17 protein-coding genes are annotated in these 17,148 nt (G+C 59.0%); 3 read left to right on the top strand and 14 right to left on the bottom strand.

Annotated elements, in window-relative coordinates:
- Positions 1-66: 66 nt before the first annotated feature.
- The 3 genes from KVQ82_RS24230 to KVQ82_RS24240 all read right to left on the bottom strand — a co-directional run bounded on the left by KVQ82_RS24230 (position 67) and on the right by KVQ82_RS24240 (position 2,403).
- The gene (locus KVQ82_RS24230) at positions 67-408 is read right to left on the bottom strand and encodes a phage holin family protein (RefSeq protein WP_003222183.1); all 342 of its coding nucleotides are present in this window, start codon (positions 406-408) and stop codon (positions 67-69) included.
- Positions 409-667: 259 nt separating this feature from the next.
- Positions 668-1,093 carry a tail fiber assembly protein gene (locus KVQ82_RS24235; RefSeq protein ID WP_174376860.1) on the bottom strand — a complete coding sequence of 142 codons (426 nt, stop codon included), beginning with the start codon at positions 1,091-1,093 and terminating at the stop codon, positions 668-670.
- Between the two features lie 575 nt (positions 1,094-1,668).
- Complete coding sequence (locus KVQ82_RS24240) at positions 1,669-2,403, bottom strand: XRE family transcriptional regulator (RefSeq protein ID WP_108181831.1); 735 nt, start codon at positions 2,401-2,403, stop codon at positions 1,669-1,671.
- 209 nt (positions 2,404-2,612) lie between these two features.
- On the opposite strand from KVQ82_RS24240, the gene mutS reads away from it, so the two are divergent.
- Entirely contained in the window at positions 2,613-5,195 is a 2,583-nt protein-coding gene (mutS, locus tag KVQ82_RS24245; RefSeq protein ID WP_041072297.1) for a DNA mismatch repair protein MutS, read from the top strand.
- A gap of 163 nt (positions 5,196-5,358) precedes the next feature.
- Positions 5,359-5,682 (top strand): ferredoxin FdxA, encoded by a 324-nt coding sequence (gene fdxA, locus KVQ82_RS24250; protein ID WP_007908827.1) that lies wholly within the window; start codon positions 5,359-5,361, stop codon positions 5,680-5,682.
- A 613-nt stretch (positions 5,683-6,295) separates the two neighbouring features.
- Here the strand turns inward: fdxA and rpoS are convergent.
- The 8 genes from rpoS to KVQ82_RS24290 all read right to left on the bottom strand — a co-directional run bounded on the left by rpoS (position 6,296) and on the right by KVQ82_RS24290 (position 13,516).
- On the bottom strand, positions 6,296-7,306 hold the full coding sequence (rpoS, locus tag KVQ82_RS24255) for an RNA polymerase sigma factor RpoS (RefSeq protein WP_016985073.1): 1,011 nt from the start codon (positions 7,304-7,306) through the stop codon (positions 6,296-6,298).
- Between the two features lie 105 nt (positions 7,307-7,411).
- Positions 7,412-8,293: a peptidoglycan DD-metalloendopeptidase family protein gene (locus KVQ82_RS24260; RefSeq protein WP_041072302.1), complete on the bottom strand. Its 882-nt coding sequence runs from the start codon at positions 8,291-8,293 to the stop codon at positions 7,412-7,414.
- Positions 8,294-8,505: 212 nt separating this feature from the next.
- Positions 8,506-9,141 (bottom strand): protein-L-isoaspartate(D-aspartate) O-methyltransferase, encoded by a 636-nt coding sequence (locus KVQ82_RS24265; protein WP_169841266.1) that lies wholly within the window; start codon positions 9,139-9,141, stop codon positions 8,506-8,508.
- 41 nt (positions 9,142-9,182) lie between these two features.
- Positions 9,183-9,932: a 5'/3'-nucleotidase SurE gene (gene surE / locus KVQ82_RS24270; RefSeq protein ID WP_041072306.1), complete on the bottom strand. Its 750-nt coding sequence runs from the start codon at positions 9,930-9,932 to the stop codon at positions 9,183-9,185.
- Positions 9,920-10,978: a tRNA pseudouridine(13) synthase TruD gene (gene truD / locus KVQ82_RS24275; RefSeq protein WP_098967473.1), complete on the bottom strand. Its 1,059-nt coding sequence runs from the start codon at positions 10,976-10,978 to the stop codon at positions 9,920-9,922. Before truD ends, surE begins: the two co-directional genes overlap by 13 nt.
- Positions 10,975-11,448 (bottom strand): 2-C-methyl-D-erythritol 2,4-cyclodiphosphate synthase, encoded by a 474-nt coding sequence (gene ispF, locus KVQ82_RS24280; RefSeq protein WP_007964300.1) that lies wholly within the window; start codon positions 11,446-11,448, stop codon positions 10,975-10,977. The genes truD and ispF overlap by 4 nt, the downstream gene beginning before the upstream one ends.
- 43 nt (positions 11,449-11,491) lie before the next feature.
- Positions 11,492-12,337, bottom strand: a complete 846-nt coding sequence (gene fghA, locus KVQ82_RS24285) for an S-formylglutathione hydrolase (RefSeq protein ID WP_182403964.1) — start codon at positions 12,335-12,337, stop codon at positions 11,492-11,494.
- A gap of 66 nt (positions 12,338-12,403) precedes the next feature.
- Positions 12,404-13,516 (bottom strand): S-(hydroxymethyl)glutathione dehydrogenase/class III alcohol dehydrogenase, encoded by a 1,113-nt coding sequence (locus KVQ82_RS24290; protein ID WP_095667387.1) that lies wholly within the window; start codon positions 13,514-13,516, stop codon positions 12,404-12,406.
- Between the two features lie 117 nt (positions 13,517-13,633).
- Between KVQ82_RS24290 and KVQ82_RS24295 the strand changes: the two genes are divergently transcribed.
- A complete protein-coding gene (locus KVQ82_RS24295; RefSeq protein ID WP_041072312.1) occupies positions 13,634-14,530 on the top strand; it encodes a LysR substrate-binding domain-containing protein in 897 nt (298 codons plus the stop codon).
- Positions 14,531-14,618: 88 nt separating this feature from the next.
- On the opposite strand, the gene ispD is transcribed toward KVQ82_RS24295, so the two are convergent.
- From ispD to eno, 3 genes are all read right to left on the bottom strand, one after another.
- Positions 14,619-15,326 carry a 2-C-methyl-D-erythritol 4-phosphate cytidylyltransferase gene (ispD, locus tag KVQ82_RS24300; protein ID WP_086792159.1) on the bottom strand — a complete coding sequence of 236 codons (708 nt, stop codon included), beginning with the start codon at positions 15,324-15,326 and terminating at the stop codon, positions 14,619-14,621.
- Positions 15,323-15,601 (bottom strand): cell division protein FtsB, encoded by a 279-nt coding sequence (gene ftsB, locus KVQ82_RS24305; protein ID WP_007964293.1) that lies wholly within the window; start codon positions 15,599-15,601, stop codon positions 15,323-15,325. The genes ispD and ftsB overlap by 4 nt, the downstream gene beginning before the upstream one ends.
- A 171-nt stretch (positions 15,602-15,772) precedes the next feature.
- Positions 15,773-17,062, bottom strand: a complete 1,290-nt coding sequence (gene eno, locus KVQ82_RS24310) for a phosphopyruvate hydratase (RefSeq protein ID WP_041072316.1) — start codon at positions 17,060-17,062, stop codon at positions 15,773-15,775.
- Positions 17,063-17,148 lie beyond the last annotated feature (86 nt).

Consider the following 17,148-nt stretch of genomic DNA (forward strand, 5'->3'; position numbering starts at 1 on the left):
CCTCCTTTTCAAATGTCCACGCGCAGCCCCGCCGCATCAGTTGCAGCGAGGCAGGAAAGTTTTGAGTTACTGGGGATCGCGCGGTGGGGGAACTTCGCAGACGCCGATGCGCTTGGCGGCCCAGCGTTCGTAGAGACCGATGGCGACGTCGGCACCGGCCATGGCGGTCAGGCAACCGAAGGCACCCGCGGCCCAGATGGATAATCCGGCGGCATACAGCAGCATGATCGCCGAGACGCCGCAGATCATGCAGGCACCGGAGCGCAGGGCCAGACGCCGCAGCAATGACCAGCCACGAGCGCCCTCCTTGTCGGCGCGCCACATTTCGCCGGACACCCCGCCCACCACGGCAAGGAGGATGACCAGCCAGATAGGCATGTCCGCCAACGCTTGTTGCTCGTTTGTCATGTCACGCCTCCGGGGGGATGAGTTACTCGCTTTTTATGTCCGTTCAAACGATATCTCTGAAAGCGGGCATGCCAGGGATGCCCGGAGGAGTACACATTGAGTTGTGACGACACCAGTCTTGCCGCTGAAAGCAAAAAGGGCTTTAGTATTGGCTCGTTCTTTGATCGTCTGAGTGAACACAGGCACTTTGAAGACGAGGCTAAAAAGTCGCGCCATTGCACAATGCAATCCCGATGCTGGATTTTTTCAAAGTGGTCAATTAGAAGGGAGCAACTGGCCAGTTAATTGTGTAGGGATAACCAGTTTGGTTTTTTATCTCACTGATTGCGACGCAATACTGCTTATATGCAAGCAGCTGCTCGGTCTCGGAAGTGCTGGCAACACCTAAGTCGAGTTTGTATTGCAGAGGATTGACCGTCAGCCAGTTAGCTGCCTGAGTTAATAGCTCGCGCGCTCGGACATCAAGGACATCGACGTTATCTTGATAGGTCAGCTCAGTGAACACCCAGCCATTACCAACGTAATTCCCCTTCCACCCCACTTGCACTGGAGTATCGATAGATACTTCTACCCAATAACCGGACGGCCCCGGTGGCGTAAACTGTGGGAACTCATCTGCATCCACAATTTGTACAGCGCGGATAAATGGCCGGCTGTACGCGTCAATAAACACGTAGCGATTCATCATCTTTCCTTATTATCTGGTTTAAATAACATTGTTTTCATTATGTAAATCATGCACTGATTAAAATTTGAGCAAACAGCAATTACGACACGTCGACATTCCAAAAAGCCCGGCAATGCACCGGGCTTTTCAGTAATGCGTTCCTTCGCGTTCCTTCGCCTTCCTTCAAATCCGGTATCCGAGAAGGAAGCTGACTTTTCGGCGCTACTGGCGCGGTACGAGTCCATTCAAATTGTTTTTCCGACCGCGGTCCCTGCCCGCCGGATAACTGCTCTTGGTGCTTTACGCTGCACACCCGGGTCAGTTGCCAACCCTCTGAACCGTTGAGGCCGGTTCATCGCTGCCTGTTCTTGTGGAACTAAAGAGCTGTTGTTGCCAGCCGCTTTGTCGAGCGGCTTGGTGGCAAGAATATGCATGGATGCATATACAGTCAATGCATAAATGCATTTATTTATGCGCAAGAAATGCACAGCCGCATGAATCCCGCATGAATCCCGCATAAATCAAGGGTTCGAGGGATTCGTCCAGGCGAAAAAAAACCCGTCATGAGACGGGTTTTCAAGAAAGGGGAGGGCCTATCGGGCGTACATGCCCCACCAGAAGACATGACCGAGGATGACGATCTGCTCGTCCTGCATATCCTGGAAGCTGTAGTCCTCGTCCGGATGCTCATCGCGGTTGAAGCTGCGCAGACGGATGCCGGTCGGCAGGCGGTAGAGCTGCTTCACGCGCAACTGACCATTGTGATTAATCGCGTAAAGGTCACCATCGATGATATCGCCGATGCCGCACTTGCCCGCATTCACACCAACAGTGGCGCCGTCACGCAACACCGGCATCATGCTGTTACCGCGCACCGTCACGCATTTGGCCTGGTCGAACTGCACACCGTTATGGCGCAGGCTGCGTTTGCCGAAGCGCAGGCTAGAGCGTTCGCTCTCTTCGATGACGAATCTTCCTGATCCAGCAGCCAATTCAACCTCACGAAGAAAGGGCACCGACACCTCGTCGTCATCGACAGGGGTATCGTCGTCCCACAGGCTTATGTCCTTGAGTTCCGCATGCACGTCATCGCGCGCGCCACCGGTCGCGGTCGCGACATCGGCGCGACCGCGCAATTGATCAGTGCTTACATTGAAGTATTCGGCGATCTTCGAGATGTGTTTATCCGAAGGATCGACGATCTTCCCGCTGAGAATCCGCGAGAGCGTTGATTGAGGCACGCCGGTGCGACGGTGGAGCTCCGTGGGGGAGATCCCGTGCTGGTCGAGCAGTGCTCTTAAGACGGAGGATACGTTGCGTTTTTGCATAACGCGCATAGTGCTTGAAGTTTTTTCCGAAGACAAATGCTGATTTGCATAAATCGTGCATAAATCACAATTAAACGCAGAAAGTGTCAGCGGGCCGTCGTGCCTGCGTCGAGCCGACCGCCCATGGTAACCTTGCGTCCATCGCGGAAAAGCCCGGCGGTTGCCCTCGCTTTTGCCCTACATCATTTAACGAGTTACCTGACAATCCGATGAATAAAGCCGTCTCCGACCTGTCCTCCCACACCCCGATGATGCAGCAGTACTGGCGCCTGAAGAATCAGCACCCGGATCAGCTGATGTTCTATCGCATGGGCGACTTCTACGAGATCTTCTATGAAGATGCGAAGAAGGCTGCCAAGTTGCTCGACATTACCCTGACTGCGCGCGGCCAGTCGGCGGGGCAAGCGATTCCGATGTGCGGGATTCCTTACCACGCGGCGGAAGGTTACCTGGCGAAACTGGTCAAGCTCGGCGAGTCGGTGGTGATCTGCGAGCAGGTCGGCGACCCGGCCACCAGCAAGGGCCCGGTGGAACGTCAGGTGGTGCGGATCATCACCCCGGGTACGGTCAGCGATGAGGCGTTGCTGGATGAGCGGCGCGACAACCTGATCGCAGCGGTGCTGGGCGATGAGCGCCTGTTCGGTCTGGCAGTGCTGGACATCACCAGCGGCAACTTCACTGTGCTGGAGATCAAGGGCTGGGAGAACCTGCTGGCGGAACTGGAGCGAGTCAACCCGGTGGAACTGCTGATCCCGGACGATTGGCCGAAAGACCTGCCGGCGGAAAAACGCCGTGGTGTGCGTCGTCGCGCGCCGTGGGATTTCGAGCGCGATTCGGCGTTGAAAAGTCTCTGCCAGCAGTTTTCCACACAAGACCTGAAAGGCTTCGGTTGCGAAACCCTGACCCTGGCCATCGGCGCCGCTGGTTGCTTGCTGGCCTATGCCAAGGAAACCCAGCGCACCGCCCTGCCCCATCTGCGCAGCCTGCGTCATGAGCGTCTGGACGACACCGTGGTGCTCGACGGCGCGAGCCGCCGCAACCTCGAACTCGATACCAACCTGGCTGGCGGTCGCGACAACACGTTGCAATCGGTGGTCGATCGTTGCCAGACCGCGATGGGCAGCCGCCTGCTGACCCGTTGGCTGAACCGTCCGCTGCGTGATTTGACTGTGCTGCTGGCGCGGCAGACCTCGATCACTTGCCTGCTCGACGGCTACCGCTTCGAAAAGCTGCAGCCGCAGCTCAAGGAAATCGGCGACATCGAGCGGATTCTGGCGCGGATCGGCCTGCGCAACGCGCGCCCCCGTGACCTCGCTCGCCTGCGCGATGCCCTCGGTGCCCTGCCGCAACTGCAAGTGGCGATGACCGACCTGGAAGCGCCGCACCTGCAGCGCCTGGCAGCCACCACCAGCACCTACCCGGAACTGGCGGCGCTGCTGGAAAAAGCCATTATCGACAACCCGCCTGCGGTGATCCGCGACGGCGGCGTGCTGAAAACCGGTTACGACAGCGAACTCGACGAGCTGCAGTCGTTGAGCGAAAACGCCGGCCAGTTCCTCATCGATCTGGAAGCCCGGGAAAAGGCCCGTACCGGTCTGGCCAACCTGAAAGTCGGCTACAACCGCATTCACGGCTACTTCATCGAACTGCCGAGCAAGCAAGCCGAATCGGCTCCAGCCGATTACATCCGGCGCCAGACGCTCAAGGGCGCCGAGCGTTTCATCACGCCCGAGCTGAAAGAATTCGAGGACAAGGCGCTGTCAGCCAAGAGCCGTGCCCTCGCCCGTGAGAAAATGCTCTACGAGGCGTTGCTGGAAGATCTGATCAGCCAACTGCCACCGCTGCAGGACACGGCCGGCGCGCTGGCCGAACTGGACGTGCTGAGCAACCTTGCCGAACGTGCGCTGAACCTTGACCTGAACTGCCCGCGTTTCGTCAGCGAGCCGTGCATGCGCATCACCCAGGGGCGTCACCCGGTGGTTGAGCAGGTGCTGACCACGCCGTTCGTGGCCAACGACCTGAGCCTGGATGACAACACCCGGATGCTGGTAATCACCGGCCCGAACATGGGTGGTAAATCCACCTACATGCGCCAAACCGCATTGATCGTGCTGCTGGCGCATATCGGCAGTTTTGTCCCGGCGGCCAGTTGCGAGTTGTCGCTGGTGGACCGGATCTTCACCCGGATCGGCTCCAGCGACGACCTGGCCGGCGGCCGTTCGACCTTCATGGTCGAGATGAGCGAAACCGCCAACATCCTGCACAACGCCACCGAACGCAGTCTGGTGCTGATGGACGAAGTCGGTCGCGGCACCAGCACCTTCGACGGTCTGTCGCTGGCATGGGCCGCTGCCGAGCGCCTGGCACATCTGCGTGCCTATACTTTATTTGCCACACACTATTTCGAACTGACCGTGTTGCCGGAAGCCGAGCCGCTGGTGGCCAACGTGCACCTCAACGCGACCGAGCACAACGAGCGCATCGTGTTCCTGCACCACGTCTTGCCGGGACCTGCCAGCCAAAGCTACGGCCTGGCCGTGGCGCAACTGGCCGGCGTACCGAGCGAAGTCATCGTGCGTGCCCGTGAGCATCTGAGCCGACTGGAAGACACCGCATTGCCGCACGAAGCGCCGAAGCCTGCCATCAAAGGCAAACCGGCGGCCCCTCAGCAAAGCGACATGTTTGCCAGCCTGCCGCATCCGGTACTGGACGAATTGGCGAAAGTGGATCTCGATGACCTGACCCCGCGTCGAGCACTCGAATTGTTATATGCACTTAAGAACCGGATCTAAGCAGCAAAGAACCGGATATAACGCAAACGGCTTCAAGCTGTTAGAATCTCGCGCGGTTCGGGATGCTGCCGGTTAATAGCCTGGCTGGCAGACATCGCTCCCGAACCTGGCGACCCCAACCGTGAAGGGGCTACGCTGCCGCCGCCTGAGGAGAAAATTAGAAATGACCTTCGTCGTCACCGACAACTGCATCAAGTGCAAGTACACCGACTGCGTAGAAGTCTGTCCGGTGGACTGCTTTTACGAAGGCCCGAACTTCCTGGTGATTCACCCGGACGAGTGCATCGACTGCGCCCTGTGCGAACCGGAATGCCCGGCCGTCGCGATTTTCTCCGAGGACGAAGTTCCGGAAGAGATGCAGGAGTTCATTCAGCTGAACGTTGAATTGGCTGAAATCTGGCCGAACATCACCGAGAAGAAAGAATCGCTGCCGGATGCCGAAGAGTGGGATGGCGTCAAAGGCAAGATCAAAGACCTCGAACGCTGATCTGTCGCGCGTTACGAAAAGGCCCCTTGCGGGCCTTTTTGCTTTTGCGGGTTTCACTTTTCTACAGGCAAAAAAAGGGGCGGTTTGACCCGCCCACATTTTTTCCCTATTCCCTGTATTCCTTTTCATCGTCCTGATGAATCGCGTCCTGCGATGTCCGTTCCCCTCTTCCTTGAAGGGCGTGTCTGTCCGTCGACACAGTGCCGATATTAGAGAGTTCCCTGCCGAGAGCAATCGGCCCCAAAGGCTGAAGATCGCTGTCATAAGCACTTCATATTATTAAATAAGCTTTAAAATCAATTACTTAAATACGTTAACCGTGAGCAATCGACGTCTACCGTCCTGCAAAAATAGGGAACGCTTACGAGAGAGTAAGCCAAGGCTTACGTCGCGAGACTACAAACGATGGAAATGCTGACCATTTGTCCGGCAATGAACGATGTGGCGAGGGAGCTTGCTCCCGCCGGGTTGCGCAGCCACCCCTGAGATTCATGAGCGCTGCGCACTCAAGCGGGAGCAAGCTCCCTCGCCACAGACCGTCTTCAGCCGATATCCGAGCAATAAAAAAGCCCCGAACCAGTCGGGGCTTTTTATGGGCGGTTGTCAGAGACGCTTACTGAAACAGCGACTCGCTCGACAGGCCATTCTTCTCGAGGATTTCGCGAAGGCGCTTGAGGCCCTCCACCTGGATCTGCCGCACCCGTTCCCGGGTCAGGCCGATCTCCAGGCCTACGTCTTCCAGCGTGCTGCTCTCATGGCCGCGCAAACCGAAGCGGCGTACGACCACCTCGCGCTGTTTGTCGGTCAGTTCCGAGAGCCATTGATCGATGCTCTGCGACAGGTCGTCATCCTGCAGCAGTTCGCATGGATCGGTCGGACGGTCATCCGTCAGGGTGTCCAGCAGGGTTTTATCCGAATCCGGACCCAGCGAGACATCGACCGAAGAAACCCGCTCGTTCAGGCCGAGCATGCGCTTGACCTCGCCCACCGGTTTTTCCAGCAGGTTGGCGATTTCTTCGGGTGAAGGTTCGTGATCGAGCTTTTGCGTCAGCTCGCGTGCGGCCCGCAGGTACACGTTGAGCTCCTTGACCACATGGATCGGCAGCCGGATGGTCCGGGTCTGATTCATGATCGCACGCTCGATGGTCTGACGAATCCACCAGGTGGCGTAGGTCGAGAAGCGGAAGCCGCGCTCGGGATCGAACTTTTCCACCGCGCGGATCAAACCGAGGTTGCCCTCTTCGATCAGATCCAGCAGCGACAGCCCCCGATTGACATAACGCCGGGCGATCTTCACGACCAGCCGCAGGTTACTTTCAATCATGCGCTTGCGCCCGGCAGGGTCGCCACTTTGCGACAGACGCGCAAAATGAACTTCTTCCTCCGGGGAGAGCAGTGGTGAAAAGCCGATTTCGTTGAGATACAGCTGCGTGGCATCGAGTGCCCGAGTGTAGTCGATGTACTTGTGTTGTTTAAGTGAAGCGGAGTGTTTGGATTTGGAACGAACGGAAGGTGGAGCAGCCCCTTCATCATTCGACATCGAAGATTCCGAATCGATGCCGGCCTCCATAAGGAGAACCTCATCGTCGATGTCAAACTCCGGCACTTCTTTACTGAGAGCCATTGTTATAGTCCTTTGGTGAGTTCGACCCCAAGCTCAAGCGACGCCTTTATCCTTGGCAGCGCTGGAGCCTGTCCCCTCTACGCGACGGAACAGGCTGGCCTCAAATCAACGTCTGGGCAGGAACTGCAGCGGATCTACAGGTTTACCTTGTCGGCGAATCTCAAAATGCAGTTTCACCCGGTCTGTACCCGTTGACCCCATTTCGGCAATTGTCTGTCCGACTTTGACCTGCTGCCCCTCCCGTACCAACAGCCTGCGGTTATGTCCGTAAGCACTGACGTAGGTTTCGCTGTGTTTGATGATGACTAATTCGCCGTAGCCCCTTAAGCCACTCCCGGCGTAAACCACCGTCCCATCAGACGCAGCTAAAACAGGCTGTCCCAAATCTCCGGCGATATCAATTCCTTTATTCAAACTACCGTTTGAAGAGAATTTTCCAATCAGAATGCCATTAGATGGCCATCCCCAGCCGGTCGGGGCTGGCCCCGGTGGAGGCAGCGGAGCCGGGGCCGGTTTGCTGGCGACGGACGGTGCAGCCCCCGCAGAGCCGGCGCCGGAACCGGTCACCGTCGTGGTTGTCGTGCCATTCGCCTGACGCCGGATTACCGTGGTTTTGCTCGACGAAGACGGCGAAGAGCTGCTGTTGCTGACCACCGCCGTCGGCGTTGAGCCGGTGCGGCCATCAAAGCGAATTGTCTGACCCGGGTGGATCGTATACGGCGTAGGAATATTGTTCCGGGCCGCGAGGGCTTTGTAGTCCCAGCCGTAGCGAAAAGCGATGGAAAACAGCGTATCGCCCGGACGGACTACGTACTGCCCGGTCGTTACCGCAGGGCGTTGAGCCGCCGCACTGTTGCGATCGACCACCCGCACATTGCTCGATTTGGTGCTGGAGCAACCGACCAGCAAGGTGCTCAATACAAGGCCAGTCACCAGGCGCTGAAAGCTCGTGTTACCCATACGCTGCGCAATGACTGTGAGACTCACCCGCCGCTCCCTTTGTGGTGGCTGAAATATGTGGAATGCCGAATCGCGGCAAGTAGTGTCGCAAGTATAACGGGCCGAATGGGCTTTACCGTTAAAGATGCGAAAACGCTTCACGCACACGTTTGCCCTTGGGCAATTGGTGGCGTTTAAACCTTCGCTGCCGGTGTAAGACACAGGCCAGCGCAAGGAATTCAGCGCGCGCAAATAAATGCTCAGGCCAACGGACCATTGAGCAATGGCACGAAACGCACCGCCCCCAGCACGTGACGGGAAAAGCCGTGTTCTTCACGCACGATCAGCATCAGTTGCTGCACTTCTCCGGAGCCGACCGGAATCACCATCCGCCCGCCCGGTGCCAGTTGATCGAGCAACGCCTGCGGAACGTCAGTCGCGACTGCGGTGACGATGATGCCGTTGTACGGCGCCAGCGCCGGCCAGCCTTCCCAGCCATCGCCCCAGCGGAACACCACGTTGCGCAGGTTCAGCTCGACCAGGCGTTCCTTTGCCCGGTCCTGCAGGACCTTGATGCGCTCGACCGAGAACACCCGCTCAACCAGTTGCGACAGCACCGCCGTCTGATAGCCCGAACCGGTACCGATTTCCAGCACCTTGTCCAAAGGCCCGGCCTCCAGCAGCAGCTCGCTCATGCGCGCCACCATATAAGGCTGGGAGATGGTCTGGTTGTGGCCAATCGGCAGCGCGGTATCTTCATAGGCACGGTGCGCCAGCGCTTCATCGACAAACAGATGACGCGGCGTACGGCGGATCACTTCCAGCACCTTGGCGTTGGACAGGCCTTCTTCATAGAGGCGCTGGATCAGACGTTCGCGCGTACGCTGCGACGTCATGCCGATGCCGCTGCGCAGTCTGTCTTCGTGTTCACGAGCCATTAGCGCAGTCCCTCCAGCCAGCCGTCGAGATGCCTGAAGGCATCGTTGAAGGTGCGATCGAGCTGCAGCGGGGTAATGGAAACGTAGCCCTGCATCACTGCATGAAAGTCGGTGCCTGGCCCGCCGTCTTCGGCATCGCCGGCAGCGGCAATCCAGTAACCGGCCTTGCCACGCGGGTCGACCACTTTCATGGGTGCTGCGGCGCGGGCGCGATGGCCCAGACGGGTCAGTTGAATGCCACGAATATGGTCGATCGGCAGATTGGGAATGTTCACGTTCAGCACCGTGCGCGGTGGCAGGTCCAGCCCGGCATGGGCCTCGACCAGTTTGCGCGCGAAATGTGCAGCTGTCGCCAGGTTGTCCACCTGGCGCGAACACAGCGAAAACGCAAACGAAGGGCGCTCAAGAAAGCGCCCTTCGAGGGCTGCTGCCACCGTGCCGGAATACAGCACGTCATCGCCCAGATTGGCACCGAGATTGATCCCGGAAACCACCATGTCCGGCTCGCGCTCCAGCAGGCCGTTGAGGCCCAGATGCACGCAGTCGGTCGGTGTTCCGTTGAGGCTGATGAAACCATTGGCCAGGTATTGCGGGTGCAGCGGACGGTCGAGCGTCAGCGAACTGCTGGCGCCGCTTTTGTCCTGCTCCGGGGCGATAACCACGCATTCGGTGTAATCCGCCAGCGCAGCATAAAGCGCGGCGAGACCGGGTGCGGTTACCCCATCGTCGTTAGAAATCAGAATACGCATGGGCTGTCCGTCTGCCCCACCGGCACCAGATCAACGAGTTCGCGCACCAATACGGTGGCGAAGCATCCGGCCGGGAGGACGAATTCCAGTTGCAGAATGTCAGGCTGGGGATAATGCCACGACAACCCGCCAATGGGCAGCCGCAGAATGCGACGTTCGTGGCTCATTCCGGCATTGATCAGCCAATCGCGCAGATCCGCCTCACGCTCGGCAATCCCCTGCTCCAGATCATGGACAGCGCCGGCGGCCGGTGAGTCACCTTCGCCCCACTGCGGGCCCGTCGGGTGCAGGTCGAGAATCGCCAGGCGCGGATCGCTGCATTCGGCCTCACCGGCCGGGAAAAAACTGCGGCTGTCGGTGAACGCCAGCAGATCGCCGACTTGCGCCTGCTGCCAGGTGCCATCGGCCACCCGCGCCGCCAGCACTTGATTGAACAGAAAACTGCGCGCCGTCGACAGCAGCCGCGAGCGCACATTGCGCTGCTCCGGCAATGCCTTGCGCGCCGCCCACGCACGCGCATCGACGACGTTGCCGCCATCATGGCCGAAACGCTGGGCACCGAAATAATTGGGAATGCCTTGCCTGGCGATCAGTTGCAGACGCTGCTCGATTGCGTCCTTGTCGCCGGCGAACTGGGTCAGGCGCAAGGTGAAACCGTTGGCCGAATGCGCGCCGCGTTGCAGCTTGCGTTTGTGGCGCGTGGTCTTGAGGATCTTCAGCGTGTCGTTTTCCGCCGCCGACAGATCCGGGTCGGCCTTGCCCGGCAGTTGCACGCTGAACCACTGACGGGTCAGCGCCTGACGATCCTTGAGCCCGGCATAACTGACGGTGCGCAACGGCACGCCAGCCGCCTTGGCAATCCGCCGCGCTGCCTCTTCGGTGTTCAGACCGCGTTTTTCCACCCAGATCCACAGGTGTTCGCCATCGCCGCTGAACGGGATGTCGAGCACTTCATCGACCTGAAAATCTTCGGCGATGGCTTTCAGAACCGCAGTGCCGAGGGGTTCGCCATAGGCGCGCGGGCCGAGCAGTTGCAGTTCGTTCATGCGCGCAGCAACAAGGCAACGGAATGCACGGCGATGCCTTCTTCGCGACCGACAAAGCCGAGCTTTTCGGTGGTGGTAGCTTTCACGTTCACTTGATCCAGTTCAACTTGCAGATCGGCGGCGATCAACGCTCGCATCGCTTCGATATGCGGGGCCATTTTCGGTGCCTGGGCGACGATGGTGTTGTCGACGTTGCCGACTTTCCAGCCCTTGGCGTGGATCAGCGCGACCACATGACGCAGCAGCACGCGGCTGTCGGCGCCCTTGAATTGCGGGTCAGTGTCCGGAAAGTGTTTGCCGATATCACCCAGCGCGGCCGCGCCGAGCAAGGCATCGCTCAAGGCGTGCAGCAGGACGTCACCGTCGGAGTGAGCGAGCAGCCCGAAGCTGTGAGCAATGCGCACGCCGCCCAGAGTAATGAAATCGCCTTCAGCGAAACGGTGCACATCGTAGCCGTGGCCAATACGCATAAAAAAACGCCCCGATTTTTGTCAGGGCGTGATTCTACCTGCATTAACCGCGCAGGGCGCGTGCGTGATGCTGCAAGTGGTCATCTATGAAGCTTGAGATGAAGAAATAGCTGTGGTCGTAGCCCGGTTGCAGGCGCAACGTCAGCGGATGACCCGCTTGTTTTGCCGCTTGTTGCAGGGCTTCGGGCTTGAGCTGGTTTTCGAGGAAGTCGTCGCGATCACCCTGATCGACCAGTAACGGCAGTTTTTCGCCGGCCTCGGCAATCAGCGCGCAGGCATCCCATTCTTTCCACTTCGAACGGTCTTCACCCAGATAACGCGAGAACGCCTTCTGTCCCCATGGGCAATCCATCGGATTGTTGATCGGCGAAAACGCCGAGACCGACTGGTAACGCCCCGGATTGCGCAGCGCACAAACCAAAGCGCCGTGGCCGCCCATGGAATGGCCGCTGATGCTGCGTTTGTCCGACGCCGGGAAATGCGCTTCAACCAATGAAGGCAATTCCTGCACGACATAGTCATGCATCCGATAGTGCCGCGACCACGGTTCCTGCGTGGCATTCAGGTAGAACCCGGCGCCGAGGCCGAAATCCCAGGCGCCATCCGGATCACCCGGCACATCCGGGCCGCGCGGACTGGTGTCCGGCGCGACGATGATCAGGCCGAGTTCGGCGGCCATGCGCATCGCACCGGCCTTTTGCATGAAGTTCTCGTCGGTGCAGGTCAGACCGGACAGCCAGTAAAGCACTGGCAACTTGCCGCCCTGCTCCGCTTGCGGCGGCAGGTACACGGCAAACACCATGTCGCAACCAAGCACATCGGAACGATGGCGATAGCGCTTGTGCCAGCCGCCGAAACTTTTCTGACAGGAGATGTTTTCCAGACTCATGTAAAGACTCCTACGCGGCCCCGGTTACAAACCCTTCAAGATCTGTAGCCGGGACGTCGCGATTGATCAGAAATGAATGACGGTGCGGATGCTCTTGCCTTCGTGCATCAGATCGAAGGCCTTGTTGATGTCTTCCAGACCCATGGTGTGGGTAATGAAGGTATCCAGCGGGATCTCGCCGCTCTGTGCCATGTCGACGTAGCTTGGCAACTCGGTACGGCCACGTACGCCGCCAAATGCCGAACCGCGCCAGACGCGCCCGGTCACCAATTGGAATGGACGGGTCGAAATCTCCTGACCGGCACCGGCCACGCCGATGATCACCGACTCGCCCCAGCCCTTGTGGCAGCACTCCAGCGCAGCGCGCATCAGTTGCACGTTGCCGATGCACTCGAAGGAGAAGTCGACGCCGCCGTCGGTCATGTCGACGATCACTTCCTGGATCGGACGATCGAAATCTTTCGGATTGACGCAATCGGTGGCACCCAATTGCTTGGCGATTTCGAACTTGGCCGGGTTGATGTCGATGGCAATGATCCGCCCAGCCTTGGCTTTCACCGCACCAATGACGGCCGACAGACCGATGCCGCCCAGACCGAAAATCGCCACGGTGTCACCCGGCTTGACCTTGGCGGTGTTGATCACCGCACCGATACCGGTGGTCACGCCGCAACCGAGCAGGCAGACCTTTTCCAGCGGCGCGTCCTTGGCGATTTTCGCCACGGAGATTTCCGGCAGTACGGTGTATTCCGAGAAGGTCGAAGTACCCATGTAGTGGAAAATCGTTTGGCCCTTGTAGGAAAAGCGCGAAGTGCCGTCCGGCATCAGACCTTTGCCCTGAGTAGCGCGAATCGCCTGACACAGGTTGGTCTTGCCCGACTTACAGAATTTGCACTGGCCGCATTCCGGGGTGTACAGCGGAATCACGTGGTCACCGACGGCGACCGAGGTGACGCCCTCGCCGATCGCTTCAACGATTGCGCCACCTTCGTGGCCAAGGATCGACGGGAAGATGCCTTCCGGATCTGCGCCGGACAGGGTGTAGGCGTCAGTGTGGCAAACCCCGGAAGCCACCACGCGCAGCAACACTTCACCGGCCTTGGGCATGGCCACATCGACTTCTACGATTTCCAGCGGCTTCTTGGCCTCGAAGGCAACGGCGGCGCGCGACTTGATCATGCTGACTCTCCAGTGAATCCATTGATTAAAAAAACCAGACCGGCAGTGTAGTACAGCGCGATCTGATGAATAATCCGGACCAAAGCAAAACATTATTGCCATACAGGGATAATCCCGATGTCGGAAAATCGTTGGGAAGGCATCGACGAGTTCGTCGCCGTTGCCGAATGCAGCCAATTCACCGCCGCAGCAGAGCGTCTTGGGGTTTCGTCCTCGCACATCAGTCGACAAATCGTACGACTGGAAGAGCGCTTGCAGACGCGTCTGCTCTATCGCAGTACCCGCCGCGTGACGTTGACCGAAGCCGGACAAACTTTTCTGCAGCATTGCCAACGCCTGCAGGACGGTCGCGAAGAAGCCCTGCGCGCGGTTGGCGACCTGACCAGCGAGCCCAAAGGCATGCTGCGCATGACCTGTGCCGTGGCCTATGGCGAGCGGTTCATCGTGCCGCTGGTGACACGTTTCATGGGGCAATATCCGCAATTGCGCGTCGACATCGAGTTAACCAACCGCCAGCTCGACCTGGTGCATGAGGGGCTGGATCTGGCGATCCGATTGGGCCGGTTACAGGATTCGCGATTGGTCGCCACTCGCCTGGCGCCGCGCCGGATGTATCTGTGCGCGTCTCCGTCCTACGTGGAACGGTATGGCCGCCCACACAGTTTGTCGGAACTGAGCCGCCACAATTGCCTGATCGGCAGCTCGGATCTGTGGCAACTGGAACAGAACGGGCGGGAATTTTCCCAACGTGTTCAGGGAAACTGGCGCTGCAACAGTGGGCAGGCGGTACTGGATGCGGCGCTGCAAGGGGTCGGCCTGTGTCAGTTGCCGGACTACTACGTGCTCGAGCATTTGCACAGCGGGGCACTGATTTCGTTGCTGGAGGCGCATCAGCCGCCGAATACGGCGGTGTGGGCGTTATATCCGCAGCAGCGGCATCTGTCGCCGAAGGTGCGCAAGCTGGTGGATTTCTTGAAGGAAGGGTTGGCCGAGCGGCCGGAGTATCGAATTTAAAAGCAAAAGATCGCAGCCTGCGGCAGCTCCTACAGGGAAACCGCGAACTCCCTGTAGGAGCTGCCGCAGGCTGCGATCCTTTGATCTTTCAGCGGCGGTTAGCCCAACGCTGACGCAACCACTCCAGATCTTCCGGCCGGGTGACTTTAAGGTTGTCCGCCCGCCCTTCGATCAAACGCGGTGCCAGACCAGCCCACTCCATCGCCGAGGCTTCATCGGTAATCACCGCATCCGCCACCAGACTGTCAGCCAACGCCCGATGCAAGGCACCGAGGCGGAACATCTGCGGTGTGTAGGCTTGCCAGATCACGCTGCGATCCACGGTTTCCACCACACGACCGTGCTTGTCGACCCGCTTCAAGGTGTCGCGCGCCGGCACGGCCAGCAGACCACCGACGGCATCGTCCGCCAGCTCAGCCAGCAATTTGTCGAGATCGTCACGGCTCAGATTCGGGCGCGCGGCATCGTGCACCAGCACCCAGTCTTCATCGTCGGCACCTTGCGCATGCAAATGCAGCAAGGCATTGAGCACCGACCCGGAACGCTCCGCGCCGCCCTCGACCCGCTGAATCCGCGAGTCGTTGGCGCACGCAAGGTGCGGCCAATAAGGATCATCAACAGCCAGACTGACCACCAGCCCCTTGAGGCTTGGGTGATCAAGGAAACAGCCGAGGCTGTGTTCGAGAATTGTCCGTCCGCCCAGTTGCAGGTATTGCTTGGGACGGTCCGCAGCCATTCGGGCACCGACGCCCGCGGCAGGAATCACGGCCCAGAAGGCCGGCAGGGAATCGATCATTGCGCGAGCTGGTAAAGGGTTTCACCGTCCTTGACCATGCCCAGCTCATGGCGAGCCCGCTCTTCAACGGTCTCCATGCCTTTTTTCAACTCGCTGACTTCAGCATCCATCACCCGATTGCGCTCCAGCAGGCCTTCGTTCTCGGCGTGCTGATCAGCAATCTGCTGCTTCAGCTCGGCGACCTGCGCCAGACTGCCATTGCCCACCCACAGGCGGTACTGCAGACCGGCCAGCAGCAAGAGCAAAACGAGAAACAACCAGTAAGGACTGCGCATCGAATATCAGGTATCCAGTGAAAAAAGACAGCCACGCGAAAACTTTGAAACGTCTGATAGCACGAAGCCTGGAAGATCCAGGCTTGTGCATATAAGGCATCAGATTAGTGGCAAATCCATCGCTGTCACGACTTTTCCGACACAATCCGGTGTCTTTTTACCATCTACAGCTTAACCGCGGAACTCGGCGCGACCGTTGTACTTGGCTTTGCCATTCAACTGCTCTTCGATACGCAGCAGTTGGTTGTACTTGGAAACGCGGTCGGAACGGCACAGCGAACCGGTCTTGATCTGGCCAGCCGAGGTGCCCACGGCCAGGTCGGCAATCGTCGAATCTTCGGTTTCGCCCGAACGGTGCGAGATCACGGCGGTGTAACCGGCGGCCTTGGCCATCTGGATGGCTTCCAGGGTTTCGGTCAGGGTGCCGATCTGGTTGAACTTGATCAGGATCGAGTTGGCGATCTTTTTATCGATGCCTTCTTTCAGGATCTTGGTGTTGGTCACGAACAGGTCGTCGCCGACCAGTTGGGTTTTCTCGCCAATCTTGTCGGTGAGGATTTTCCAGCCAGCCCAGTCGGACTCGTCCAGACCGTCTTCGATCGAGATGATCGGATAACGTTCGGTCAGGCCTTTCAGATAATCGGCGAAACCTTCAGCGGTAAACACCTGGCCTTCGCCGGACAGGTTGTACTTGCCGTCTTCGAAGAACTCGCTCGCGGCGCAGTCCAGCGCCAGGGTCACGTCGGTGCCCAGTTTGTAACCGGCGTTGGCCACGGCTTCGGAGATCACTTTCAACGCGTCTTCGTTGGACGCCAGGTTCGGTGCGAAACCGCCTTCGTCGCCAACGGCGGTGCTCAGGCCACGGGCCTTCAGCACGGCTTTGAGGTGATGGAAAATCTCGGTGCCCATGCGCAGACCTTCCGAGAAGGTCTTGGCGCCAACCGGCTGCACCATGAATTCCTGGATGTCGACGTTGTTATCGGCATGCTCGCCACCGTTGATGATGTTCATCATCGGCACCGGCATCGAGTACACACCCGGGGTGCCGTTCAGGTTGGCGATGTGTGCGTACAGCGGCAGGTCCTGGTCCTGTGCAGCCGCCTTGGCCGCAGCCAGGGACACGGCGAGGATGGCGTTGGCGCCCAGAGTTGCCTTGTTTTCGGTACCGTCGAGCTTGATCATCGCGTGGTCGAGGGCTTTCTGGTCGCTTGGGTCAGTGCCCAGCAGCAGATCGCGGATCGGACCGTTGATGTTGGCTACCGCCTTGAGCACACCTTTGCCCAGGTAACGGCTCTTGTCGCCATCACGCAGCTCGAGCGCTTCACGCGAGCCAGTGGATGCACCGGACGGCGCGCAAGCGCTGCCGATGATGCCGTTGTCGAGAAGCACGTCCGCTTCCACGGTGGGATTGCCACGGGAGTCGAGGACTTCACGACCTTTGATGTCGACGATTTTTGCCATTGTTGTAAACACTCCAAAGTTGACGAAAACGACGCAGCTAGAGGAAATCTTTTTACCGTCGGCAAGTGGTGTGCAGCGGGCAGCTT

Source organism: Pseudomonas sp. AO-1 (assembly GCF_019775695.1).
Taxonomy (GTDB): Bacteria; Pseudomonadota; Gammaproteobacteria; order Pseudomonadales; family Pseudomonadaceae; genus Aquipseudomonas; species Aquipseudomonas parakoreensis.

Coding starts and splice junctions, on each gene's coding strand:
- KVQ82_RS24235 (WP_174376860.1), bottom strand. CDS start 1,093: ATGAATCGCTACGTGTTTATTGACGCGTACAGCCGGCCATTTATCCGC.
- rpoS (WP_016985073.1), bottom strand. CDS start 7,306: ATGGCTCTCAGTAAAGAAGTGCCGGAGTTTGACATCGACGATGAGGTT.
- KVQ82_RS24290 (WP_095667387.1), bottom strand. CDS start 13,516: ATGATCAAGTCGCGCGCCGCCGTTGCCTTCGAGGCCAAGAAGCCGCTG.
- truD (WP_098967473.1), bottom strand. CDS start 10,978: ATGAACGAACTGCAACTGCTCGGCCCGCGCGCCTATGGCGAACCCCTC.
- fghA (WP_182403964.1), bottom strand. CDS start 12,337: ATGAGTCTGGAAAACATCTCCTGTCAGAAAAGTTTCGGCGGCTGGCAC.
- KVQ82_RS24230 (WP_003222183.1), bottom strand. CDS start 408: ATGACAAACGAGCAACAAGCGTTGGCGGACATGCCTATCTGGCTGGTC.
- ispF (WP_007964300.1), bottom strand. CDS start 11,448: ATGCGTATTGGCCACGGCTACGATGTGCACCGTTTCGCTGAAGGCGAT.
- ispD (WP_086792159.1), bottom strand. CDS start 15,326: ATGATCGATTCCCTGCCGGCCTTCTGGGCCGTGATTCCTGCCGCGGGC.
- mutS (WP_041072297.1), top strand. CDS start 2,613: ATGAATAAAGCCGTCTCCGACCTGTCCTCCCACACCCCGATGATGCAG.
- surE (WP_041072306.1), bottom strand. CDS start 9,932: ATGCGTATTCTGATTTCTAACGACGATGGGGTAACCGCACCCGGTCTC.
- ftsB (WP_007964293.1), bottom strand. CDS start 15,601: ATGCGCAGTCCTTACTGGTTGTTTCTCGTTTTGCTCTTGCTGCTGGCC.
- KVQ82_RS24295 (WP_041072312.1), top strand. CDS start 13,634: ATGTCGGAAAATCGTTGGGAAGGCATCGACGAGTTCGTCGCCGTTGCC.
- KVQ82_RS24240 (WP_108181831.1), bottom strand. CDS start 2,403: ATGCAAAAACGCAACGTATCCTCCGTCTTAAGAGCACTGCTCGACCAG.
- fdxA (WP_007908827.1), top strand. CDS start 5,359: ATGACCTTCGTCGTCACCGACAACTGCATCAAGTGCAAGTACACCGAC.
- KVQ82_RS24265 (WP_169841266.1), bottom strand. CDS start 9,141: ATGACGTCGCAGCGTACGCGCGAACGTCTGATCCAGCGCCTCTATGAA.
- eno (WP_041072316.1), bottom strand. CDS start 17,062: ATGGCAAAAATCGTCGACATCAAAGGTCGTGAAGTCCTCGACTCCCGT.